This is a genomic window from Streptomyces arenae (assembly GCF_022343545.1).
Classification (GTDB): Bacteria; Actinomycetota; Actinomycetes; order Streptomycetales; family Streptomycetaceae; genus Streptomyces; species Streptomyces humi.
Window position 1 is genome coordinate 67502 of sequence record NZ_JAKQYH010000096.1, and the last position, 22762, is coordinate 90263.

Consider the following 22762-nt stretch of genomic DNA (forward strand, 5'->3'; position numbering starts at 1 on the left):
CGGGGCGCCTCAGCCGCCGGAGGTGTCCAGTTCGGCGTCCTCGGTGATGCCCGCGCAGTCGTAGGGGTCCTTCAGCCAGCCGTCCGGCAGCACCACGCGGTTGTTGCCGGACGTACGGCCGCGGGGGCCGTCGGCGCCCGTGGGCCAGGGCTGGTCGAGGTCCAGTTCGTCGAGGCCCGCGCGGAGTTCCGCCAGGGACGACGTGATGGCAAGGCGCTTGCGCATCTCGCTGCCGACCGCGAAACCCTTGAGGTACCAGGCGACGTGCTTGCGGAAGTCGACGACGCCCTTGGACTCGTCGCCGAGCCACTCGCCGAGCAGGGTGGCGTGCCGGACCATGATGTCGGCGACCTCGCGGAGGGCGGGCTTCAGGATCTCCTGCTCGCGGCCCTCGAAGGCGGCGACCAGGTCGGCGAAGAGCCACGGGCGGCCCAGGCAGCCGCGGCCGACCACGACCCCGTCGCAGCCCGTCTCGCGGACCATGCGGAGCGCGTCCTCGGCCGACCAGATGTCGCCGTTGCCGAGCACCGGGATCTCCGGGACGTGCTCCTTGAGGCGGGCGATGGCCTCCCAGTCGGCGGTGCCGCCGTAGTGCTGGGCGGCGGTGCGGCCGTGCAGGGCGATCGAGGTGACGCCCTCCTCGACGGCGATCCGGCCGGCGTCGAGGTAGGTGATGTGGTCGTCGTCGATGCCCTTGCGCATCTTCATGGTGACCGGGAGGTCCCCCGCGCCGGAGACGGCCTCGCGCAGGATCGCGCGCAGCAGGTTGCGCTTGTAGGGCAGGGCCGAGCCGCCGCCCTTGCGCGTCACCTTCGGGACCGGGCAGCCGAAGTTCAGGTCGATGTGGTCGGCCAGGCCCTCCTCCGCGATCATGCGGACGGCCTTGCCGACGGTGGCCGGGTCGACGCCGTACAGCTGGATCGAGCGCGGCTTCTCGGTCGCGTCGAAACGGATCAGCTGCATGGTCTTCTCGTTGCGCTCGACCAGCGCCCGGGTGGTGATCATCTCGCTGACGAACAGCCCCTTGCCACCGCTGAACTCCCTGCACAGGGTGCGGAAGGGCGCGTTGGTGATCCCGGCCATGGGGGCCAGGACGACCGGCGGCTGAACAGTGTGGGGGCCGATCTGGAGCGGCGACGTGGGCTCGGGCATTCCCCCATTGTCGCGTACGGCGCGCGGTGCTCGGCCGGTCCTGTGGACAACCGCCCGCCGGCGTGCTCCGGCATGATCATGTACCACTCATTAGTTAGACGCACTATCGAAATGGGCGTACGATGGGACCCATGCCCGAGCTGAGCCCCCGCCGCCGCATGTTCGTGCTCGCGATCTGCTGCATGAGCCTGCTGATCGTGAGTCTCGACACCACCGCCCTGAACGTCGGCCTGCCGTCCATGCAGCGTGAGCTGCACGCCTCCACGGCGGGACTGCAGTGGACCATCGACGCGTACACCCTGGTCCTGGCCTCGCTGCTGATGCTCGCGGGCTCCACCGGCGACCGGGTCGGGCGCAAGAAGGTCTTCATGACCGGCCTGGTGGTCTTTTCGATCGGCTCGCTGCTCTGCTCGCTCGCGCCGAACCTGGAGTCGCTGATCGCGTTCCGCATGATCCAGGCGGTGGGCGGCTCGATGCTCAACCCCGTCGCCATGTCGATCATCACCAACACCTTCACCGACCCGCGCGAGCGGGCCCGCGCGATCGGCGTGTGGGGTGCGGTGGTCGGCATATCCATGGCCGCGGGACCGCTGGTCGGCGGTCTGCTGGTGGAGTCGGTCGGCTGGCGCGCGATCTTCTGGGTCAACCTCCCGGTGGGTCTGGCGGCGCTGCTGCTGACGCTGCGCTTCGTGCCGGAGTCCCGGGCGCCGAAGGCCCGCCGCCCCGACCCGGTCGGCCAGGTGCTGGTCATCGCCCTGTTCGGTGCGCTGACGTACTCGATCATCGAGGCGCCGACGGCGGGCGCGGCCACCGTGGTCCCCTTCGCCGTGGTCGCCCTGGCCGCCCTGCTCGGACTGCTCTGGTACGAACCGAGGCGCGACCAGCCCCTCATCGACCTGCGCTTCTTCCGCTCGGCGCCGTTCAGCGGGGCCACGCTGATCGCGATCAGCGCGTTCGCCTCGCTCGGCGGCTTCCTGTTCCTGTCCACGCTGTACCTGCAGAACGTGCGCGGCCTGGACGCCCTGCACGCGGGCCTGTGGATGCTGCCGATGGCGGTCCCGATGTTCCTGTGCGCACCGCTGTCGGGCCGCCTGGTCGGCAGCCGCGGCCCCCGCCTGCCGCTGGTGGTCGCCGGGGTGGCGATGACGGCGAGCGCGGTGCTGTTCGCCGCGTTCGAGGCGGAGACCTCGAACGCCACCCTGATCCCCGGCTACATCCTGTTCGGCATCGGCTTCGGCTTCGTGAACGCCCCCATCACCAACACCGCGGTCTCGGGAATGCCGAGGTCCCAGGCGGGGGTGGCGGCGGCGGTCGCCTCGACCAGCCGGCAGCTGGGCCAGACCCTGGGCGTGGCGGTCATCGGCGCGGTGCTGGCCTCGGGGATCAGCGCCTCGTCGTACCGCGCGAGCTTCGTGGCCGCCGCGCGGCCCGGCTGGTGGGTCCTCGCCGCCTGTGGCCTCGTGGTCCTGGTCCTGGGCGCCCTGACCAACGGCAGCTGGGCACGCGGCACGGCCGAGCGGACCGCTCGGCGCCTGGAGTCGGCGGAGATCCGGCAGCCGGTGGGCGCCGGGGACCGGGTCTGACCCCGGCCGGGGGCGTCAGCAGGAACTGGTCATCCGCTGGTGGCGGGTCCTGACCGCCTGGTGGAGGGCGCCCAGGGCGAGGGCCTGGAGCAGGGCGGACACGACGACCGTGGCGACGAAGTACCAGTTCGGCATCTCCGCCGGGCCCCACGCCGTCCGGCTCAGCGCCCCGACGAGCAGGAAAGCGGGGAAGGTGACCAGCGGCGGCCAGGGCCACGCGGAGGCCGGGTCCCCCGAGGCGACGGGGTCGGCCATGGCCTTGGCGATGACGAAGGCGACCAGGACCAGGTAGGCCACCGACACCCGGTTGCCGATCGTCAGCCGTAGCAGCGTGCGGACAAGGCCAGGTCCCATCGGTAGCCCCCTGTGGTCGCGACGTTCCGTCCCCTCCCCGCATGGTGGTTCGAACGGCCGTGCGCTGTCCTGAGTACCCGTACTCAACCCTGTTCGACGGCCGCCGTCAGCTCGGCCGCCGTCAGCTCGTCCAGCCGCGCCAGCCGTTCCCGTGACTCCTCGTCCACCGGGACGTAGGTGACCATCCGGGCCCCGGACTCCGGGTTCAGCCACAGATCCGTGTGGTCCATGGTGAGCAGGCCGACGTACGGGTTGAGGAACTGCTTCGTCTTGGTGTTGGGCACGGCCATCACCTCGTACCGCTCCCAGATGTCGCGGAACTCCGGGGACTCCGTCGTCAGCCGTTTGACCAGCATCTTCCAGGCCGGCTCGCCGAGGTGGCCGGCCATGGCCGCGCGGAGTTTGGCGGCCATGAAGCGCCGGGTCTCCTCCAGGTGGACGATCGACCGCCGCCACTCCGGGTGGGTGTAGGCGAGGATCATGGAGTTGCGGTCCTCGGGCGGGACCGCGTCCAGGTCGCCCATCAGCCGGGCGTAGGTGCGGTTGTGGTCGAGGATGTCGTAGCGGCTGTTCTGGATGCAGGCCGGGATGGGTTCCAGGGCGCGCAGCATCTCGCTCAGGGCCGGGGTGATGGTCGGGCAGCGCGAGGCCGGGGTCGGGTCGACGGCGGCGGCCAGCTGGAAGAGGTGGGCGCGCTCGCTCGCGTCGAGCCGCAGGGTGCGGGCCAGGGCGTCCAGGACCTGGACGGAGACCTGGATGTCCCGGGCCTGTTCCAGCCAGGTGTACCAGGTGACGCCGACCGCCGAGAGCTGGGCGACCTCCTCGCGGCGAAGGCCGGGGGTGCGGCGGCGGGTGCCGCGCGGCAGGCCCACCTGTTCCGGGGCGATCCGCTCACGGCGGTTGCGCAGGAACGCGGCCAGTTCATGGCGCCGGACGGCCGCGCCCCCGGCCGCGGACAGGGGCGCCGTCCCGGCCCTGGCGGCCGTCCCGCGCGCGGCAGCCGTCCCGGGCGTGGTCGTGGCTGCCGTCCCGGTCTTGGTCGTCGCCCCGCTCGCGGCTGCCGTCCCGGTCGTGGTCGTCGAGCCGGTCGTGGTCGTCATGACTCCAGAGTGCCGTCCCGCGGATCCTGTTGCCAGGTACTTCTTGTACCAGGACAAGAAGACTCTGGTACCAGGCTGAGCGGCACCGCAGGCTCGGTGCCATGACCGACACCGTCACCGCTCAGACCCTGCGGTCCCCTGCCGCGCCCCCGGCGCTCGGCGGGCCCGGCCTGTTCACCGTGCTGCTGGCCGCGGCCCTGCCGCTCGTCGACTTCTTCATCGTCAACGTCGCCCTGCCCACCATCGGAACCGACCTGCACGCGGGCGAGGCCGTCCTGGAACTGGTGGTCGCCGGGTACGGCGTCGCCTACGCCGTCCTGCTGGTGCTCGGCGGCCGGCTCGGTGACCTGTTCGGGCGCCGCCGGCTCTTCCTCGCCGGCATGGCCGCGTTCGGGCTGACCTCGCTGGCCTGCGGACTCGCACCCGGCGCCTGGTCGCTGGTGGCCGCCCGGGTCGCCCAGGGCGCCGCGGCCGCCGCGATGCTTCCGCAGGTCCTCGCCACCATCCAGGCCGCCACCAGCGGTGGCCGCCGCGCCAGGGCCATGAGCCTGTACGGCGCCACCGCCGGCCTGTCCATGGTGGCCGGGCAGATACTCGGCGGGGTGCTGGTCGCCGCCGACCTCTGGGGCACCGGCTGGCGTTCCGTGTTCCTCGTCAACGTGCCGGTCGTGATCGCCGGGCTGGTGCTCGGGACGCGGTTCGTGCCGGAGACCCGGTCGCAGCGGCCCGAGCCCGTCGACGGACCCGGGACCGTGCTGCTCGCCATCGCCCTGCTCACCCTCCTCGCCCCGCTCACCGAGGGCCGGGCGGCGGGCTGGCCGCTGTGGACCTGGCTGTCGCTGGCCGCGTTCCCGGGCGCGGCCGCCGCCTTCTACGCCGTGGAGCGCCGCGCCGACCGCGCGGGCCGCACCCCGCTGGTGCCGCCGAGCCTGTTCGAACTCGCCTCGCTGCGCCGGGGCCTGGTGCTGATGCTGCCGTTCTCGATCGGGTTCAGCGGGTTCATGTTCGTGATCGCCGTTGCCCTCCAGAGCGGGGAGCGGCTGGGACCGGTGGCGGCGGGGATGGCGCTCGCGCCGATGGCCGTCGCCTTCCTGTTCGTCTCGCTCGCCGGGCCGCGTCTGATCGCCCGGTTCGGCAGCCGGGTGGTGACCGCCGGTTCGGTGCTCCAGGGGATCGGCGTCGCCCTCATCGTGCTGGCCGCCTGGCGGGACTGGCCGCACCTGGACTTCGCCGGACTGCTTCCGGGGGTGACGGTCGCCGGTGCCGGTCAGGCCCTGCAACTCCCCAACGTGCTGCGGCTGGTGATGTCCGAGGTGCCGCCGGAGCGGGCCGGGGTGGGCAGCGGGGTGATGGTCACCACCCAGCAGTCCGCGCTCGCCCTCGGCGTGGCCACCCTGGGCACCCTGTTCCTCTCCCTGGTCCCGCAGCAGGGTGTGCGGGACGCCCTGGTCATCACCCTGCTGGTACAGCTGGGCCTGGTGGTGCTGACAGGGCTCCTCAGCCTGCGGCTCCCCCGACCGGTGTCCTGACCCCGCACCGCCCGCCGCCCTCAGTTCGCTGGGCCGCCCAGTTCGAACCAGACGTTCTTGCCGGTGCCCAGCCGGGTGGTGCCCCAGCGCCTGGCCAGGCGGTTCACCAGGTACAGGCCGCGGCCGTGCTCCTCGTCGGGCGAGGCCCGGCGCAGCCGCGGCAGCTGCGGCACGTCGTCGCCGACCTCGCAGCGCAGCACCTCGGTGCGCAGCAGCCGCAGGCCGATCGGACGGGAGGCGTGCCGTACGGCGTTGGTGACGATCTCGCTGACCAGCAGTTCGGCGGTGTCGGTGAGGTCGTCCAGGTCCCAGGTGGCGAGCGCCTGCCGGGTGAGCCGGCGGGCCCGGCCGGGGGCGGCGTTGTCCGGGTCCAGGGTCCAGTACGCGACGTCGCTGGGCGCGATGCCGTCGAAGCGGGCGGCGAGCAGCGCGATGTCGTCGTCCCGGTCGCCCGGGCCGAGCATGTCGAGCACTTCGTCGCACAGCGCCTCGAGCGGCGGCGGCCGGTCGGGGCCGGTCAACTGGGCGGTGGCGGCCAGCTTTTCGCGCAGCTGCTCGATACCGGTCCACACGTCGCGCAGCCGGGACTCCACCAGTCCGTCGGTGTAGAGGAGCAGGGTGGCCCCGGCGGGCGCCTCCAGCTCCACCGCCTCGAAGTCGATGCCGCCGACGCCGATCGGGGCGCCCGGCGGCACCGCGAGGACCTCGGTCTTGCCGCCGGGGTGCAGCAGGATGGGCGGCGGATGACCGGCGTTGGCGACCGTGATGCGGTGCGAGACCGGGTCGTAGACGACGTACAGGCAGGTCGCCATGCGGTCGGTGCCGAGGCGCTGGGCCTGTTCGTCGAGGTGGTGCAGGACCTCCTGCGGGGGCAGGTCGAGGCCGGCCAGGGTGAGCGCGGTGGTGCGCAGCTGGCCCATGACGGCGGCCGAGGTCATGGAGTGCCCCATGACGTCCCCGACGACCAGTGCCACCCGGCTGCCGGGCAGCGGGATCGCGTCGTACCAGTCGCCGCCGACGCGTGCGGTCTCGGCGGCGGGCAGGTAGCGGACCGCGAGCCGGACGCCGGTGGGGCGGGGCAGACTGTGCGGGAGCATCGCGCGCTGTAGCCGGTCGGCGATGAAGGCCTCCCGGCTGTACAGCACGGCCTTGTCGACGCCGAGCGCGGTGTGGGTGGCCAGCTGGGCGGCGACCAGCAGGTCGGCGGGCTCGAACGCGGGGCGTTCCGGGCGGCGCAGGAAGACCACCGCGCCGGTGACCCGGCGGCGGCCGCGCAGCGGGGCGAGGATCGCGTGCGTGCCGGCCCAGCCGTTCAACGCGCTCTCCTCGCCGACGAGTTCGCTGAGCGCGGCGCGGGTCGGTGAGTTGTCGGCGAACACCGGGCGGACCCCGCGCAGGACCTCGGCGAGGGCACCGCCGGGTACCACCTCGCTCCAGTCGGAGGCGTCCAGGTCGTCCTGCTCGTCGTCCACGGTCTCCGGCCAGACCAGGCCCTCGGCGCCGGGGCCCTTCATCCGGTCGGTGCGGCGCAGCCGCAGCACGGCGGGGCCGGTGGGGCGTTCGTCGCCGACCGGGAGCGGGTCGCGCAGATAGACGAGGGCCGCGTCGGAGTACGTGGGCACGGCGGCCCGGCACAGGCCGAGCACGATCTCGTCGGTGTCGAAGCCGCGGGCGATCCGCCGGGTGGCGGCGCCGACGTAGCGGAGGCGGTCCTCGTCCGGTGCCTTCAGCGCGGTGGCGGGCCTCACCTGCGGGATCGCGGTGGCCTCGCGGACCCCGAGCGCGGCCTGCGCCGCGAGGGCGTCCGCCAGGGCGATGTCGTCATCCACGAAGTCCTCCCGGTCCGGGCGACGCAGGAACACCGCCACGCCCACGACGGCGTCGGGTGCGCGCAGCGGGGCGAGCAGGACCCGGTTGCCCTGCGGGAGCCGGGGTGCCTTCCCCAGCAGCTCGCGCAGCGCCTCGTCGGTCTCGGTCTCGGTGCCGGCCGGGCCGGCGCCGCGTGTTCTGCCGCACCGCAGCAGCCGGGCCAGCACGCCGTCGGGCGGCACCGACGCGGTGTCCGGGGGCACCCCGCCCATGGCGCCGCCGAGTTCGGCCGGCGCCCCGTCCAGCCGCAGCCGCAGCGGTTCGGAGTGGTCCTGCCGGCCGTCCTCCAGGTAGACGACCACGCCGTCCGCCAGTTCGGGGACGACCGACCGGCACAGCTCGCGGACGACCTGGGCCGCGCCCTCGGCGCGCGCGATCCGGCGGCCGGCAACGGCCAGGAAACGTTGAGGATCCGGCAGCATCGCCTCTCCGTGCCGGTGGCCGCTTCACAAGGTCGCTTTCATCTTGAGCCAGGGTCAATGCCGTGTCCAGGGTTTCCGTCGGTAGACCAAGTCCGGCTCATGATCCGGTGGTTGGGACGGCGACCGGAGCGTGACCCCGGCGACACCCACCGTGTGCCCGGTTCCGGCGCTCCGGCCTGCACGGCAGCGCCGTGTGAACGGGGTGCGACGCCCGTCGAGTTCGCGTTAACACCGGGGGCGTGCTCGGCAAAACCCGGTGAAGACGTCCCCGTTGATGTTGGTCTTGCTGCACACTCCTCCCGTCGACACGTGCCGAACAGCAGATCGGGCAGGGACTCCGGAGGCGTCATGTCGCAGAACGACGAGAGCAAGGTCAGACGCTGGGACCAGCACGGCCGGGAGCACGTGGTCCGGGTGCGGCGCACGGGTGTGCAGCGCACGATCGAGTGCGGCACCTGCGGCTGGCGCAAGGGCGCGCAGTTCCTGCCCTGGCTGAAGGCCGAGGAGCATCTGGCGGAGGCCCACCAGGCCACCGTGGACCCGGCGGGGGCCGAGCCCTCCCGATGAGTTTCCGCCGGGGCGGCAGTCGTACCCACGACCGCACCCACCGGAGGGACCACAGATGACCCCGACCCCGCTGCACGCCACCCTGCGCCGGTACGTCGACGACGGCACCGTTCCCGGAGCCGTCGGGCTCGTCGCCCGCGGCGACGACGTGGAGGCCGTGGCCGTCGGCACCACGGATGTGGCGGGCTCCGCGCCGATGGCCCGGGACTCGATCTTCCGGCTCGCGTCGGTCACCAAGCCGATCACCGCCGCGGCGGTGCTGATGCTGGTGGACGACGGCCTGGTCGGGCTGGACGACCCGGTGGAGCGGTGGCTCCCCGAGCTGGCGAAGCCGATGGTGGTGCGCACGCCCGCCGGGCCCGTCGAGGACGTGGTGCCTGCGGCCCGCCCGGTCACCGTCGAGGACCTGCTGAGTTTCCGCGCGGGCTGGGGTCTGCCCGGCGACTTCTCGCTGCCCGCCGCGCAGGCCCTGCTCGCGGTGCAGCGGCACGACCTCCCCTTCCGGGCGTGGCCGGACCCGGACAGCTGGCTGGGCCTGCTCGCCGAGGTGCCGATGCTGCACCAGCCGGGCGAGGCCTGGCTGTACGGCACCGCGTCCGCGCTCCAGGGCATCCTGGTCGCGCGGGTGTCGGGCGGTACGCTGCCGGACTTCCTCGCGGAACGGCTCTTCGAGCCGCTGGGCATGCGGGACACCGCGTTCGAGGTCCCGGCGTCGAAACGGGACCGCTTCACCTCGTTCTACCACCGCGCCGAGGACGGCGGCCTGCGGCCGGCCGACACCCCGGACGGCGACTTCAGCGGCCTGCCGCGGTTCCCTTCGGGCGGCGGCGGCCTGGTCTCCACGGCCGACGACTGGCTCGCCTTCGGCCGGCTGCTGCTGAACGCGGGTGCCACCGCGGACGGCCGGCGGCTGCTCTCCGCCACCTCGGTGAGCCGGATGACCACCAACCACCTGACGGCGGCCCAGCGCGACGCCGCCGGCCTGTTCCTGGAGGGGCAGGGCTGGGGGTACGGCGGCCAGGTCGACGTCACCCCGGCCGACCCGTGGTCGGTGCCCGGCCGCTACGGCTGGGTCGGCGGCACCGGCACCACCGCGCACATCGTCCCGGCCACCGGCACGGTCACGGTCCTGCTGACCCAGGTGGCCATGACGGGCCCGGCGCCGCTCCAGGTGATGCGGGACTTCTGGCGGGTGACGTCGTAGGCCGGGCGGCGTCAGTGGAGGCCGCGGACCAGGAGGTCCACCAGGGACGTGAAGTCCGCGTCGGCCTCCGGCCGCTCCCACTCGCGCGCGTAGCCCGGGTCGTGGAAGCGGCCGGTGGCCTGGAACACGGCGCGGGCCGCGGCGGCCGGGTCGGACACGGTGAAGGTGCCCGACGCGGTCCCGTCCGCGATGATCCGGGTCAGCTGGCCGGTCAGGTCGGCGATGTGGCCGGTGACCGCCGGGCCGTTCTCGTCGACCAGCACCATGTAGGTGGCGAACAGTTCGGGGTCGTCGCCCGCCTTGCGCCGCTTCGCCTCGAACAGTGCCGCGAGCCAGGCCCGCAGCCGGTCCTCGGCGGCCCGGTCCTCGGCCACGATGCCGGACAGCGCGGCAGAGGTGCGGTCCAGCCACCGCTTGGTCACCGCCTCGCGCAGCGCCGCCTTGGTGCGGAAGTGCCGGTAGACGGTGCCGTGGCTGACACCGAGGGCGCGGGCCACGTCGACCACGGTGGCCTTGGCCGGACCGTGCCGGCGCAGCACCTCCTCGGTCGCCTCGAGGATGCGTTCGGCGGTGAGGGTCGGGGGCGGGGACGTGGCTGCCATGACCTAGACGGTACCCGGACGGTGGTTCGCGCTGCCCGGAGCCGTGATCACTGCTCGGTGCCCAGGGTGGCCATCTGCACGGCCGGGTAGCGGGTGCCGGCCGCCGCGTCCGCCGGGACGGCCTCCTCGATCGCCGTCAGGTCGGCCGCGTCCAGGGTGACGTCCAGGGCGCCCAGCGACTCGGAGAGCCGTTCGCGGGTGCGGGCGCCGACGAGCGGCACGATGTCGTGGCCGTGCTGGGCGCCACGGGAGAGCACCCAGGCGATGGCGATCTGCGCGACCGTCACGCCCTTCTCGTCGGCGATCTTGCGCAGCGCCTCGACCAGGTCGAGGTTGTGCTGGAGGTTGTCGCCCTGGAAGCGGGGCGAGTGGGCCCGGAAGTCGCCGGCGCCGAACTGCCGGTCACGGGTGAAGTGGCCGGAGATCAGCCCCCGGGACAGCACGCCGTACGCCGTGATGCCGATGCCCAGTTCACGGGTGGTCGGCAGGATCTCCCGCTCGATGTCCCGGGTGATGATCGCGTACTCGACCTGGAGGTCGGAGATCGGCGCGGTGGCGGCGGCCCGCCGGATGTTCTCGGCGCTGGCCTCGCTGAGCCCGATGTGCCGGACGTACCCGGCGTCGACCAGTTCCTTGATGGCGCCGACCGTCTCCTCGATCGGCACGTCCGGGTCGACGCGGGCGATCCGGTAGACGTCGATGTGGTCGACGCCGAGGCGCTGGAGGGAGTAGGCGGCGAAGTTCTTCACCGCGGCCGGGCGGCCGTCGTAGCCGAGCCAGCTGCCCTCCGGGCCACGCAGCGCGCCGAACTTCACGCTGAGCAGGGCCTGTTCGCGGTGGGCGGCGGGGGCGCCGCGCAGGGCCTCGCCGATCAGCATCTCGTTGTGGCCCATGGCGTAGAAGTCGCCGGTGTCGAGCAGGGTCACGCCGGCGTCGAGGGCCGCGTGAATGGTGGCGATCGACTCGGCGCGGTCGGCCTCGCCGTACAGCGCGGACATGCCCATGCAGCCGAGGCCGAGGGCGGAGACCTGGGGGCCGGTGGTGCCGAGGGTGTGGGTGTGCGTCGTCATGGCTCCACTCTGGCATGACAGCTGACAGATTTCAATATCTGTCATTCCAAGCATCCAGCACCCCGCCCGGTGCGACGAGGCGACGCGAACCCCACGGAATGGTCCAGACCTATTGACGGGAGGTCTGGACCACGCGCACTGTCATGCATACGACATCTCAGCGACCCGCCCCGACCCCACCGGGAGGAACCGCATGCTCCGCCGCGCCCTGAGCCTGCTCGCCGCAGCGCTCGCCACCGCCTGTCTGGCCCAGCTGCCCGCCGCCGCCCCCGCCTCCGCCGCCGACACCTGCGCCCTCAGGTCCCGCCCCGCGGGCAAGGTGCTGCAGGGGTACTGGGAGAACTGGGACGGCTCCGCCAACGGCGTCCACCCGCCGTTCGGCTGGACCCCGATCACCGACTCCCGGATCGTCGCCCACGGCTACAACGTGATCGACGCGGCCTTCCCCGTGATCCGTTCGGACGGCACCGCCCTCTGGGAGGACGGCATGGACGCGGGCGTGAAGGTGGCGACACCCGCGGAGATGTGCGCGGCGAAGGCGGCCGGGCAGACGATCCTGCTGTCGATCGGCGGCGCGGCGGCGGGCATCGACCTCAGCTCCGCCACCGTGGCCGACAGGTTCGTCTCGACGATCGTCCCGATCCTCCAGAAGTACAACTTCGACGGCATCGACATCGACATCGAGACCGGCCTGGTGGGCAGCGGGTCCGTCACCCAGCTCTCCACCTCGCAGGCCAACCTGGTCCGCATCATCGACGGCGTCCTGGCCCGGATGCCGGCCGGCTTCGGCCTGACGATGGCCCCGGAGACGGCCTACGTCACCGGCGGCAGCATCACGTACGGGTCGATCTGGGGCGCCTACCTGCCGATCGTCAAGAAGTACGCCGACAACGGCCGTCTGTGGTGGCTCAACATGCAGTACTACAACGGCAGCATGTACGGCTGCGCCGGCGACTCGTACGCGGCGGGCACGGTGGCCGGCTTCACCGCTCAGACCGACTGCCTCAACAAGGGCCTGGTCGTGCAGGGTACGACGATCAAGGTGCCGTACGACAAGCAGGTCCCGGGGCTGCCCGCACAGTCGGGCGCGGGCGGCGGCTACATGGCACCGTCCCTGGTCTCCCAGGCCTGGAGGCACTACGGCACCTCCCTCAAGGGCCTGATGACCTGGTCGGTCAACTGGGACGGCTCGAAGAACTGGACGTTCGGCGACAACGTGAAGGCGTTGCAGGGCCGCTGAAGCCGGCACCCGGCCGGCACCGGAGGAGCCGGCGACGGCCCGGCTCCTCCGTTCGACAGGGCCCGGCCGGGCTCCGAGAATGGAAGTGCCGACGAGCAGTCAGCGGCGGCGCCTGCCGTCGGCCGTGCCGCGCGATGCTCTCGCGCCGCCGAGGAGGCGCCATGACCATCCGGATCGCCACGTTCAACATGGAGAACCTCTTCCGCCGGCCCACGGCCTTCCGTCTGGAGAAACCGGCCGAGCGGGAGCAAGTCCTCACGGACTTCGCCGAGTTGGTCGCCCTCCTCGACAAGCCGGTGTACATGAAGGCCGACAAGGAGGAGATGGTACGGATCATCACCACGTACCGGGCCGACAAGATCGACGACCCCGAACACCCGGACCCGAAGGGCCCGCCGCCGATCACCGTCAACCAGTCCCGCCCGGGGAAGGACACCGGGCTCTTCGACTCGGCCAAGCCGTTGCGGACCTTCGAGGACATCACCGCCACCGGCCGGGACTCGTGGACCGGATGGGCCGAACTGGGGCAGGACGACCTCGACATGACGATGGTGCGGAACACCGGCCGGGTGGTCTCCGAGGTCGACGCGGACATCCTGCTGACCGTGGAGGTCGAGGACCGGCTCGCCCTGGAGCGCTTCAACACACAGGTCCTGCAGGGGGCTCTGGGCAGGCGGCCCTACCCGTACAACCTGCTCATCGACGGCAACGACCCCCGGGGCATCGACATCGGGATCCTCAGCAGGCACCCGATCACGTCCGTCCGGACCCATGTCTTCGACACCCGCCAGGACCGCCCCGACGAACGCCTCTTCAGCCGGGACTGCCCGGAGTTCGAGATCCAGCTCGACGGATCGCCTCTCGTGGTCCTCGGCAACCACTTCAAGAGCAAGTTCCGTGACGACCCGGAGCTGCGGCTGGCCCAGGCGCGGCGGGTCGCGGAGATCTACCGTGCCGCGCTGGAGCGCACCCCGCACGTCGTGGTCGCCGGGGACCTCAACGACGACCCGAACAGCGCGCCGGCCGTGGAGCTCGGGGAGACCGGCCTGCGTGACGTGATGAGCCACCGCGCCTATCGCGGACTGCCCGGCACTCACGGGAAGTGCAGCAGAGAGGACGACAAGCTCGACTACATCCTGCTCCCGCCGTCGCTCTGGCCCGAGGTCCAGCACGTCGGCCTGGAGACCCGCGGCATCCACGCGGACGGCATCAAGTCCTTCGACACCGTGAATTCGAAGCTCACCGAGGCATCGGACCACGCGGCACTCTACGTGGACCTGGACATATGAACGCCGAATCCCCGCGCCCCCTAGGGGCGCGGGGATTTATCGAACATGCGGCTACCGCCGCGTGGGCGCGACCAGCCACGGACAACCCGCAGCCGGCTCTCGCACGAGCCGGGCGGACGCCGACCCGCTCAGACGCCTAGCACCCGACGAGACGCCCCGCGAGGTAGCCCTCGATCTGGTCCAGCGAAACCCGCTCCTGCTTCATCGTGTCGCGCTCACGCACCGTCACCGCGTTGTCCTCGAGCGTGTCGAAGTCGACGGTGACGCAGTACGGCGTGCCGATCTCGTCCTGGCGGCGGTAGCGGCGGCCGATGGCGCCCGCGTCGTCGAACTCGATGTTCCAGTTCTGCCGCAGCGCCTGCGCGAGACCCTTGGCCTTGGGCGAGAGCTCCGGGTTGCGGGACAGCGGGAGCACCGCGACCTTCACCGGGGCCAGGCGGTGGTCCAGGCGGAGCACCGTGCGCTTCTCCAGCTTGCCCTTGGCGTTCGGCGCCTCGTCCTCGACGTAGGCGTCGAGCAGGAAGGCGAGCATCGCCCGGCCGACACCGGCCGCCGGCTCGATGACGTACGGCGTCCAGCGCTCCCCGGCCTCCTGGTCGAAGTAGGAGAGGTCCTGGCCGGAGGCCTTGGAGTGGGCGCCGAGGTCGTAGTCGGTGCGGTTGGCGACACCCTCCAGCTCGCCCCACTCGTTGCCGCCGAACTGGAAGCGGTACTCGATGTCAGCGGTGCGCTTGGAGTAGTGGGAGAGCTTCTCCTTCGGGTGCTCGTACCACCGCATGTTCTCCTCGCGCAGGCCCAGGCCGGTGTACCAGTTCCAGCGCTGCTCCATCCAGTACTCCTGCCACTTCTCGTCCTCGCCCGGCTTGACGAAGAACTCCATCTCCATCTGCTCGAACTCGCGGGTGCGGAAGATGAAGTTGCCGGGCGTGATCTCGTTGCGGAAGGACTTGCCCATCTGCGCGATGCCGAACGGCGGCTTGCGGCGCGAGGTGGTCTGCACCTGGGCGAAGTTGGTGAAGATGCCCTGCGCGGTCTCCGGACGCAGGTAGGCGACGGAGCCGCTGTCCTGGGTCGGGCCGAGGTGGGTGGAGAGCAGGCCGGAGAACTGCTTGGGCTCGGTGAACTGGCCCTTGTTGCCGCAGTTCGGGCAGTTCACGTCCGCCAGGCCGTTCTCCGGCAGGCGGCCGTGCTTGGCCTCGTAGGCCTCCTCCAGGTGGTCCGCGCGGAACCGCTTGTGACACGCGGTGCACTCGGTCAGCGGGTCCGTGAAGGTGGCGACGTGACCGGAGGCCACCCAGACCTCGGGGGCCAGGATGACGGACGAGTCAATGCCGACCACGTCCTCGCGGGACGTCACCATGTAGCGCCACCACTGGCGCTTCAGGTTCTCCTTGAGCTCGACACCCAGCGGCCCGTAGTCCCAGGCGGCGCGCTGGCCGCCGTAGATCTCACTGCACGGGAATACGAAGCCTCGGCGCTTGCTCAGGCTGACGATGGTGTCGATCTTGTCGGCGGCCACGGTGCTCTCTTCATTACGACGACGGGCGACGAAGCGAGACGCTTCAGAGCGAATGCTTCAGCGTACCGGCGGGGGCTCCCCCTCGACCAAATCGGATCCCCTTTACCGGCCTCTCACCGGGGCTTACCGGCCTCTCACCGGGGCTTGTTGACAACGGTTTCCATGTTTGTTGAAAATGACTCTCATGAACGTACGACGAGGCCTGATATCCGCGGCCGCCGCGACCACCGTCACCGCACTCGGCATAGCCACCCTCACGGCCTGCGGCGGCGACGCCACGGCGGCCCAGACCGGCAAGTTCGACGTCGTCGCGTCGTTCTACCCGATGGCCTACCTCGCCGATCAGATCGGCGGCAGCCACGTCCACGTCACCAGCCTCACCTCGCCCGGCCAGGAACCGCACGACCTGGAGATCAGCCCGAAGCAGATCGTCGGGATCGAGAAGTCCGACGCGGTCCTCTACCTCAAGAACCTCCAGCCCTCCGTCGACAACGCGGTCGCCCAGTCGTCCGTCAAGACCAAGATCGACGCGGCCTCCCTGACCACCCTGGAGAAGCACGGCAACGAGGTCGGCGGCCACGCGGCCTCCCACGACACCTCGAAGAACGAGGAACTGGCCGGCGAGGACCCGCACATCTGGCTGGACCCGGTGCGCTACGCCCAGGTCGCCGAGGGCGTGGGCAAGGCCTTCGAGAAGGCCGACCCGGACCACGCGGCCGACTACCGCAAGAACACCGCGGCCCTGGTCAAGAAGCTGGACGAGCTGAACACGCAGTTCAAGAACGGTCTCGCGGACACGAAGTCCAAGGTCTTCATCACCACCCACGCCGCCTTCGGCTACCTCGCCGAGCGCTACGGCCTCACCGAGGAGGCCATCAACGGCCTCGACCCCGAGTCCGAGCCGAGCGCGGCCCGGGTCAAGGACCTGGAGACCATGGCCAGGGCCGACGGCGTCACCACCGTGTTCTACGAGACGCTGGTCAGCGACAAGACCGCCAAGACCATCGCCTCCGACGCCGGCCTGAAGACGGACGTCCTCGACCCGATCGAGGGCATCACCGGCAAGTCCCGCGGCAAGGACTACTTCGCCGTCCAGGAAGCCAACCTCAAGGCACTCCAGCAGGCGCTGGGCGCCAAGTGACGGGAGACGAGATGACCGGCGAGCCCGTCATATCCCTGCGCGGGGTCACCGCCGAGCTGGGCGCACGCCCCGTGCTGCGGGGCATCGACCTGACCGTGCGGCGCGGTGAGGTGGTCGCGCTGCTCGGCGCGAACGGCTCCGGCAAGTCCACCGCGATCCGTACCGTCATCGGCCAGGTGCCGGTGAGCGGCGGCGAGATCGAACTGTTCGGCACGCCCCGCCGCGCCTTCCGGGACTGGTCGCGGGTGGGCTACGTCCCGCAGCGCACCACCGCGGCGGGCGGCGTCCCCGCCACCGTCACCGAGGTGGTGTCGGCCGGCCGGCTCTCCCGCACCCGCTTCGGCCTCTTCCGCAGGGCCGACCACGAGGCCGTACGGGACGCGCTCGGCCTGGTCGGGATGGCGGACCGGGCCAAGGACAACGTCGAGGCGCTCTCCGGCGGCCAGCACCAGCGGGTGCTGATCGCCCGCGCCCTGGTCGCCCGCCCCGAACTGCTGATCATGGACGAGCCGATGGCGGGCGTCGACCTGGCCAGCCAGGAGATCCTCGCCCGGACCCTGCGCGAGCAGGTCGAACAGGGCACCACGGTCCTGCTCGTCCTGCACGAACTGGGCCCGCTGGAACCCCTGATCGAACGCGCGGTCGTGCTCCGCGACGGGTGCGTCCTGCACGACGGCCCACCGCCGCGCGCCGTCGGCCAGCACGCCCTGCCCGGCCATGACCACGTCCACCCCCATGACGAGCACACGCCACTGCGCACGGGACTGCTGAGCTGATGGACTTCCTGAACTACGCCTTCATGCAGCGGGCCCTGCTCGCCGCCGTCCTGGTCGGCATCACCGCCCCCGCCGTCGGCATCTACCTGGTCCAGCGCCGCCAGGCCCTGATGGGCGACGGCATCGGCCATGTCGCGATGACCGGCGTCGGCCTCGGCTTCCTGCTCTCCACCTCCCCCGTCTGGATGGCCACGGCCGTCTCCGTGCTCGGCGCGATCCTGATGGAACTGATCCGCTGGTACGGCCGCACCCGCGGTGACATCGCCCTCGCCATGCTCTTCTACGGCGGGATGGCCGGCGGGGTGATGCTGATCAACCTGGCGCCGGGCGGCTCCAACGCCAACCTGATGTCGTACCTCTTCGGCTCGCTGTCCACGGTGTCCGAGTCGGACGTGACCGCGATCTGCGTGCTGGCGGCGTTCGTCCTCGTGGTGACCCTCGGCCTGCGCAGGCAGCTGTTCGCGGTCAGCCAGGACGAGGAGTTCGCGCGGGTGACGGGCCTGCCGGTGCGGGCCCTGAACCTGCTCACGGCGATCACCGCGGCCGTGACGGTGACCGTCGCGATGCGGGTGGTGGGGCTGCTGCTGGTGTCCGCGCTGATGGTCGTCCCGGTGGCCGCCGCCCAGCAGTTGAGCCGCAGCTTCGCGGCCACCTTCGCGATCGCCGTGGCGATCGGTGTGACGGTGTCGATCGGGGGCACGATCACGTCGTACTACCAGTACGTGCCGCCGGGCGCGACGATCGTGCTGCTGACCATCGCCGCGTTCTTCGCGCTGAGCGTGCTGGCCGCGCCGCTGGCCCGGCGGCGCGCCCGTGCGGCCGCGGCACGGACACCCGCCGGAGACCCGGCGGAGTGCGCGATTCCGGCCGGCCGGGGCAGCGCCGACGAGGTCGGCGTCTGAACGCCCGCAGCCCGGGCTGGCACAATGGCCCGGCAGAGGCGAACAGGTGAGGAGGCAACCGGTGACGACCGCTGGACCGCCCGTGAAGGGCCGCTCGACCCGTCAGCGGGCAGCCGTGGCGGCGGCCCTGGACGAGGTCGAGGAGTTCCGCAGCGCGCAGGAACTGCACGACATGCTCAAGCACAAGGGCGACTCGGTCGGCCTCACCACGGTGTACCGCACGCTCCAGTCCCTCGCCGACGCCGGTGAGGTGGACGTGCTGCGCACGTCCGAGGGCGAGTCCGTGTACCGGCGCTGCTCCTCGGGCGACCACCACCACCATCTCGTCTGCCGGGTCTGCGGCAAGGCGGTGGAGGTGGAGGGGCCCGCCGTCGAGAAGTGGGCCGAGGCCATCGCCGCCGAGCACGGGTACGTGAACGTGGCCCACACCGTGGAGATCTTCGGCACCTGCGCGGACTGCGCGGGGGGCTGCTGAGCTACGCGCGCGCGAGGTGCCGGTCGAGGATCGCGCGCAGCCGGTCGGTGTCGGCGGGGGCCGTGAGGCCCCGCTTGGGCAGCACCGTGAAGCAGGAGGCGTTCTTGTCGTCGCTGTAGGTGATGAAGGCGTCCGCCGTCTCCCGGTAGCGGGGCTGCGCCGACCAGTTGACCGACGTCGTGCTGTTGTCGTTGGCCACCGTCACCCCGGCGTCCGACACGGTCGCGCGGAACGCGCCGTTGTGGGCGGCGAGCTTGAGGAAGGCGCGGGCCTGGAGCCGGGGTGTGAGGAACAGCAGGGCCGCGGCCAGGGGCATGAGGATCAGCAGGAACCAGTCGGGTTTCTCGCGCCCCGCCGCCGAGAGCGAGGCGTTCAGCACGAAGGCGAACGCGATGGCACCGACGGCCCACCACCGTAGCCACCTGCGCCGCCGCAGCCGCTCGCGTTCCCGCAGCGCCCCCTGGAAGTCCCCCACGACGTGCTGGTAGGCCAGCTCCACCACGCCCTGCCCGGCGTCCCGCCCCATGTCCATGACCATGGGGCGGATCGTACCGGCGCCGGTCAGCTACGGTCGAAGCACTTCTCCAGCTCGTTCAGGTCGTAGAACGTGCTGCCCCTGGAAACGGGCTTGCAGCCCGCCTTGAAGGCGATCTCCTTCTCGTCGTAGAGCATCCGCACCAGGTAGTCGTCGCCCTTCCGGAAGACGTCCCACTGGATGTTGGAGGCGAGGGAGGCGACCTCGGCGCCGCGCCACGGGTTGTTCTCGTAGGTGTAGGTGCTGCCGGGGGCGGCGGCCCGCTCGCTGCCCGGGAGCCGCATCAGCGCGGCCAGCGGGATGATCTCCTCGGCGTGGGTGAAGCGGAGTTCCGCGCCCAGCGTGCTGGTGCCGTCCCGCTTGGCCTCGACCTGCTGGAAGAGGTCGTCGAGGAGGGGCTGGGCCATCTTGTAGGTGATGTCGCTGTCCGCGAAGCTCGGGCCCTTCTCGTAGAAGTCCTCGGCGTCGCTCAGGTAGCCGAACCAGGCCGCGTCGCGCGGGGCGAGGTAGCGGCCGAAGTCCCAGCCCCTGCCGTCCGGGCTCTCCTCGCTCATCGCGGGTGCGATGGCGTAGAGGTCGTAGACGGCGGTGGCGGCGGTGATGTCGTCGGCGGTGGCGGCGAACTCGCCGTCCACGACGCGCTGGACGAACGCCGGCTTGAAGATCCTGCCGAGGACGCGGGCGGCGGCCTGGTGCGAGGCCGGCTGGCCGGTGACCGACTTCAGGGTGGTGGCCAGGCGCTCGTCGCCCGCCAGCCACTTCTGGTAGTCGGCGCCGCCGGACGACTTGTGGAAGTAGAGCAGGTTCTTGTCGACGCGGGCGGGGCCGAGCGCAGGCTTCAGCGCGGGGTCGGCGTCGGTGAGGGCGGTGGCGAAGACCGTACCGCTGTCGACGGCGCGGCCCTGGCCGGAGCTGACGACGTCGATCTTCTCGCCGTTCGCGGCGATGGCGGAGAACAGGCCCGGCAGGCGCTTCTCCAGGCGGACGGCGGTGGCGCGGAGCTCGTCCTTGCCGCGGCCGCTGAGGTTGCCGTAGCCGACCGTGCTCATGGCCGCTTCAAGGACCCGCACGTCCGGGCCGAACTTCCTGCCGCGCGCGGTGAGCTGGCCGTCGGCACGGGCCTGGTCCCAGAGCGCGAGGATCGTGTCGCCGTCCTCGCCGTCGGTGGCGGACCGCGAACCGTGCCGGGAGACGTTCTCGGTGAAGACGGCGGTGTAACCGGCGGGCGGCCGCTGGTAGCCGCGCGGGTTCGGGCCGGGCGAGTACACGGCCTTGGTGCCGTAGCTGTCGCGGTGGGCGAGCCCGCTGTCCGTGGCGTGCGCGGGCAGCGCGGTGAGGAACAGGGCGCCGAGGGCGAGGGCGGGCGTGACGCGCTTCATGAGGGACCGTTTCGGACGCGGGAGACGGGGGGTGGCCAGGCATCAACTCCCGCATCCTGGACGGCCCTCATGAACGGCGGGTGGCCGTCAGTCGCTCTCCTGGTCGCCCTCCATGGCCAGCAGCTCCTCGTTGGGGATCGCCCCGCCGAACCGCCGGTCGCGGGAGGCGAACTCGAGGCACGCCCGCCACAGGTCGCGGCGGTCGAAGTCGGGCCACAGGACGTCCTGGAAGACCATCTCGGCGTAGGCGCTCTGCCAGATCAGGTAGTTGGAGGTGCGCTGCTCGCCGCTGGGCCGCAGGAACATGTCCACGTCCGGCATGTCCCCGTAGTACATGTGCTTCTGCAGCGTCTTCTCGGTGATCTTCGACGGGTCGAGGCGGCCCGCCTTCACCTCCTCGGCGATCGCCTGCACCGCGTCGGTGATCTCGGCGCGGCCCCCGTAGTTCATGCAGAAGTACAGGGTGAGCCGGTCGTTGTCCTTGGTCTGCTCCTGGGCGACCTGGAGCTCCTTGGCGACCGACTTCCACAGCCGGGGCATCCGGCCCGCCCAGCGCACCCGGACGCCGAGTCCGTCGAGCTGGTCGCGGGACTTGCGGATGAAGTCGCGGTTGAAGTTCATCAGGAAGCGGACCTCGTCGGGCGAGCGCTTCCAGTTCTCGGTGGAGAAGGCGTACAGCGAGATGTTGCGGACGCCGATCTCGATCGCGCCCTGGAGCACGTCCAGCACCTGCTCGGCGCCGACCTTGTGGCCCTCGGTGCGGGGCAGCCCGCGCTCCTTCGCCCAGCGGCCGTTGCCGTCCATGACGATGGCCACATGGCCCGGGACCAGCTCGCCCGGGAGCTTCGGCGGGCGGGCGCCGGAGGGGTGCGGCTCCGGCGCGGTGTACTCGCGGCGCTGGCGTCCCAGGATCCCGCGTACGACCATGTGCTTCTCGTCTCCCTCTAGCTCTTCTCTACATACCTGAGCGAGCGCAGCCCCCGCTCCAGATGCCAGTGCAGATACGCGGACACGAGGCCGCTGCCCTCCCGGACGTGACGCGGCTCGGCCGCGTCCGCCGTCTCCCAGTCTCCCGTAAGCAGCGCCCCGAGGAGTACCAGGGTCCCCGGTGAGGGTACGACGCTGCCGGGCACCCGGCAGTCCACGCAGACGCTGCCGCCGGAGGCGACCGAGAAGAACCGGTTCGGGCCGGGCATCCCGCACCGGGCGCAGGCCGCGAAGCTGGGCGCGTAGCCGTTGACGGCGAGGGAGCGCAGCAGGAAGGCGTCGAGGACCAGGTGGGGGGCGTGCTCGCCGCGGGCGAGGGTCCGGAGCGCCCCCACCAGCAGCAGGTACTGCTGCACGGCCGGCTCGCCCTCGTGGTCGGTGAACCGCTCGGCGGTCTCCAGCATGGCCGTCCCGGCGGTGTACCGCGCGTAGTCGGCGACGATCCCGCCGCCGTACGGCGCGATGGTCTCGCTCTGCGTGCACAGCGGCAGCCCGCGCCCGACCAGTTCGCTCCCCCGGGCGAAGAACTGCACGTCGACGTGGGAGAACGGCTCCAGCCTGGCCCCGAACTTCGACTTGGTCCGCCGCACCCCCCGGGCGACGGCCCGCACCCGGCCGTGACCACGGGTGAGCAGCGTGATGATCCGGTCCGCCTCACCCAGCTTCTGGGTGCGCAGCACGATGCCGTCGTCGCGGAACAGGCTCATGGGCCCATTCTGCCCTGCCGCCGCGGTGCGCCGGGCCCGGCCGGGACCTTCAAGGGACCTCGCCGCGGCTGCGGGCGTTGGCGTGGGCGGTGGCCGCGCTGAGCCGTTCCGCCTGGGTGGCGACGCGTACGGCATCCGGGTGCGCGTCCCATTCACGGCCTCCCCCGTACGGCCGCAACTGCACGTAGGGGCCCTCGTGCCCCATGACGATGCCCAGCCGTCCGGTACGGGTGTCGACGGCGCAGGAGCCGATGGGCAGGTTCTTCGCGTTCACCTCACTGGGCTCCCCCGCCCCTGCCGATTTCACGCTTCGCATCACTGAGGTGGCGCTGCGTGCCTAGACTCGGCCGGAGACTGTAC

The 22762-nt window shown here is 71.7% G+C and carries 22 protein-coding genes; 10 read left to right on the forward strand and 12 right to left on the reverse strand.

Annotation, left to right across the window (positions count from 1 at the left end; genetic code table 11):
- Window positions 1-9: 9 nt before the first annotated feature.
- A complete protein-coding gene (gene dusB / locus MB828_RS45185; RefSeq protein ID WP_301653244.1) occupies window positions 10-1152 on the reverse strand; it encodes a tRNA dihydrouridine synthase DusB in 1143 nt (380 codons plus the stop codon).
- A gap of 131 nt (window positions 1153-1283) precedes the next feature.
- Here dusB and MB828_RS45190 point away from each other — a divergent pair, with 131 nt between their 5' ends.
- The gene (locus MB828_RS45190; protein ID WP_301653245.1) at window positions 1284-2735 is read left to right on the forward strand and encodes an MFS transporter; all 1452 of its coding nucleotides are present in this window, start codon (window positions 1284-1286) and stop codon (window positions 2733-2735) included.
- Between the two features lie 15 nt (window positions 2736-2750).
- Here MB828_RS45190 and MB828_RS45195 read toward each other — a convergent pair whose 3' ends face one another.
- The gene (locus tag MB828_RS45195; RefSeq protein ID WP_301653246.1) at window positions 2751-3089 is read right to left on the reverse strand and encodes an SCO4225 family membrane protein; all 339 of its coding nucleotides are present in this window, start codon (window positions 3087-3089) and stop codon (window positions 2751-2753) included.
- An 83-nt stretch (window positions 3090-3172) separates the two neighbouring features.
- Window positions 3173-4189, reverse strand: a complete 1017-nt coding sequence (locus tag MB828_RS45200; RefSeq protein WP_301653247.1) for a helix-turn-helix transcriptional regulator — start codon at window positions 4187-4189, stop codon at window positions 3173-3175.
- Between the two features lie 101 nt (window positions 4190-4290).
- On the opposite strand from MB828_RS45200, the gene MB828_RS45205 reads away from it, so the two are divergent.
- The gene (locus MB828_RS45205; RefSeq protein WP_301653248.1) at window positions 4291-5718 is read left to right on the forward strand and encodes an MFS transporter; all 1428 of its coding nucleotides are present in this window, start codon (window positions 4291-4293) and stop codon (window positions 5716-5718) included.
- Window positions 5719-5738: 20 nt separating this feature from the next.
- Here MB828_RS45205 and MB828_RS45210 read toward each other — a convergent pair whose 3' ends face one another.
- Window positions 5739-8009, reverse strand: coding sequence for an ATP-binding SpoIIE family protein phosphatase (locus MB828_RS45210; RefSeq protein WP_301653249.1), 2271 nt, complete (start codon window positions 8007-8009; stop codon window positions 5739-5741).
- Window positions 8010-8357: 348 nt separating this feature from the next.
- Between MB828_RS45210 and MB828_RS45215 the strand changes: the two genes are divergently transcribed.
- Window positions 8358-8576 carry a hypothetical protein gene (locus MB828_RS45215; protein ID WP_133022011.1) on the forward strand — a complete coding sequence of 73 codons (219 nt, stop codon included), beginning with the start codon at window positions 8358-8360 and terminating at the stop codon, window positions 8574-8576.
- Window positions 8577-8631: 55 nt separating this feature from the next.
- Window positions 8632-9780, forward strand: coding sequence for a serine hydrolase domain-containing protein (locus MB828_RS45220; protein ID WP_301653250.1), 1149 nt, complete (start codon window positions 8632-8634; stop codon window positions 9778-9780).
- An 11-nt stretch (window positions 9781-9791) separates the two neighbouring features.
- Here the strand turns inward: MB828_RS45220 and MB828_RS45225 are convergent, their stop codons facing one another.
- Window positions 9792-10382: a TetR family transcriptional regulator gene (locus tag MB828_RS45225; protein WP_301653251.1), complete on the reverse strand. Its 591-nt coding sequence runs from the start codon at window positions 10380-10382 to the stop codon at window positions 9792-9794.
- 47 nt (window positions 10383-10429) lie between these two features.
- A complete protein-coding gene (locus tag MB828_RS45230) occupies window positions 10430-11452 on the reverse strand; it encodes an aldo/keto reductase (RefSeq protein WP_301653252.1) in 1023 nt (340 codons plus the stop codon).
- A gap of 193 nt (window positions 11453-11645) precedes the next feature.
- Here MB828_RS45230 and MB828_RS45235 point away from each other — a divergent pair, with 193 nt between their 5' ends.
- Window positions 11646-12692 (forward strand): chitinase, encoded by a 1047-nt coding sequence (locus tag MB828_RS45235; RefSeq protein ID WP_301653253.1) that lies wholly within the window; start codon window positions 11646-11648, stop codon window positions 12690-12692.
- 161 nt (window positions 12693-12853) lie between these two features.
- Window positions 12854-13981 (forward strand): endonuclease/exonuclease/phosphatase family protein, encoded by a 1128-nt coding sequence (locus tag MB828_RS45240; RefSeq protein WP_301653254.1) that lies wholly within the window; start codon window positions 12854-12856, stop codon window positions 13979-13981.
- A gap of 136 nt (window positions 13982-14117) precedes the next feature.
- Here MB828_RS45240 and MB828_RS45245 read toward each other — a convergent pair whose 3' ends face one another.
- A complete protein-coding gene (locus tag MB828_RS45245; protein WP_046729864.1) occupies window positions 14118-15500 on the reverse strand; it encodes a glycine--tRNA ligase in 1383 nt (460 codons plus the stop codon).
- Window positions 15501-15684: 184 nt separating this feature from the next.
- Here MB828_RS45245 and MB828_RS45250 point away from each other — a divergent pair, with 184 nt between their 5' ends.
- The 4 genes from MB828_RS45250 to MB828_RS45265 all read left to right on the forward strand — a co-directional run bounded on the left by MB828_RS45250 (window position 15685) and on the right by MB828_RS45265 (window position 18794).
- Window positions 15685-16641 carry a metal ABC transporter substrate-binding protein gene (locus MB828_RS45250; RefSeq protein ID WP_301653255.1) on the forward strand — a complete coding sequence of 319 codons (957 nt, stop codon included), beginning with the start codon at window positions 15685-15687 and terminating at the stop codon, window positions 16639-16641.
- A gap of 11 nt (window positions 16642-16652) precedes the next feature.
- Complete coding sequence (locus MB828_RS45255; RefSeq protein ID WP_301653256.1) at window positions 16653-17417, forward strand: metal ABC transporter ATP-binding protein; 765 nt, start codon at window positions 16653-16655, stop codon at window positions 17415-17417.
- Complete coding sequence (locus MB828_RS45260) at window positions 17417-18319, forward strand: metal ABC transporter permease (protein WP_301653257.1); 903 nt, start codon at window positions 17417-17419, stop codon at window positions 18317-18319. The genes MB828_RS45255 and MB828_RS45260 overlap by 1 nt, the downstream gene beginning before the upstream one ends.
- A gap of 61 nt (window positions 18320-18380) precedes the next feature.
- Window positions 18381-18794, forward strand: a complete 414-nt coding sequence (locus MB828_RS45265) for a Fur family transcriptional regulator (protein WP_133022003.1) — start codon at window positions 18381-18383, stop codon at window positions 18792-18794.
- Window position 18795: 1 nt separating this feature from the next.
- Here MB828_RS45265 and MB828_RS45270 read toward each other — a convergent pair whose 3' ends face one another.
- The 5 genes from MB828_RS45270 to MB828_RS45290 all read right to left on the reverse strand — a co-directional run bounded on the left by MB828_RS45270 (window position 18796) and on the right by MB828_RS45290 (window position 22718).
- Window positions 18796-19332 (reverse strand): YcxB family protein, encoded by a 537-nt coding sequence (locus MB828_RS45270; protein WP_301653258.1) that lies wholly within the window; start codon window positions 19330-19332, stop codon window positions 18796-18798.
- A gap of 23 nt (window positions 19333-19355) precedes the next feature.
- Window positions 19356-20708, reverse strand: coding sequence for a histidine-type phosphatase (locus tag MB828_RS45275; RefSeq protein ID WP_301653259.1), 1353 nt, complete (start codon window positions 20706-20708; stop codon window positions 19356-19358).
- 87 nt (window positions 20709-20795) lie between these two features.
- Window positions 20796-21635 (reverse strand): isoprenyl transferase, encoded by an 840-nt coding sequence (locus MB828_RS45280; RefSeq protein ID WP_301653260.1) that lies wholly within the window; start codon window positions 21633-21635, stop codon window positions 20796-20798.
- A gap of 17 nt (window positions 21636-21652) precedes the next feature.
- Window positions 21653-22402 (reverse strand): DNA repair protein RecO, encoded by a 750-nt coding sequence (recO, locus tag MB828_RS45285; protein ID WP_133021999.1) that lies wholly within the window; start codon window positions 22400-22402, stop codon window positions 21653-21655.
- A 49-nt stretch (window positions 22403-22451) separates the two neighbouring features.
- The gene (locus MB828_RS45290; RefSeq protein ID WP_046729856.1) at window positions 22452-22718 is read right to left on the reverse strand and encodes a hypothetical protein; all 267 of its coding nucleotides are present in this window, start codon (window positions 22716-22718) and stop codon (window positions 22452-22454) included.
- Between the last annotated feature and the right edge of the window lie 44 nt (window positions 22719-22762).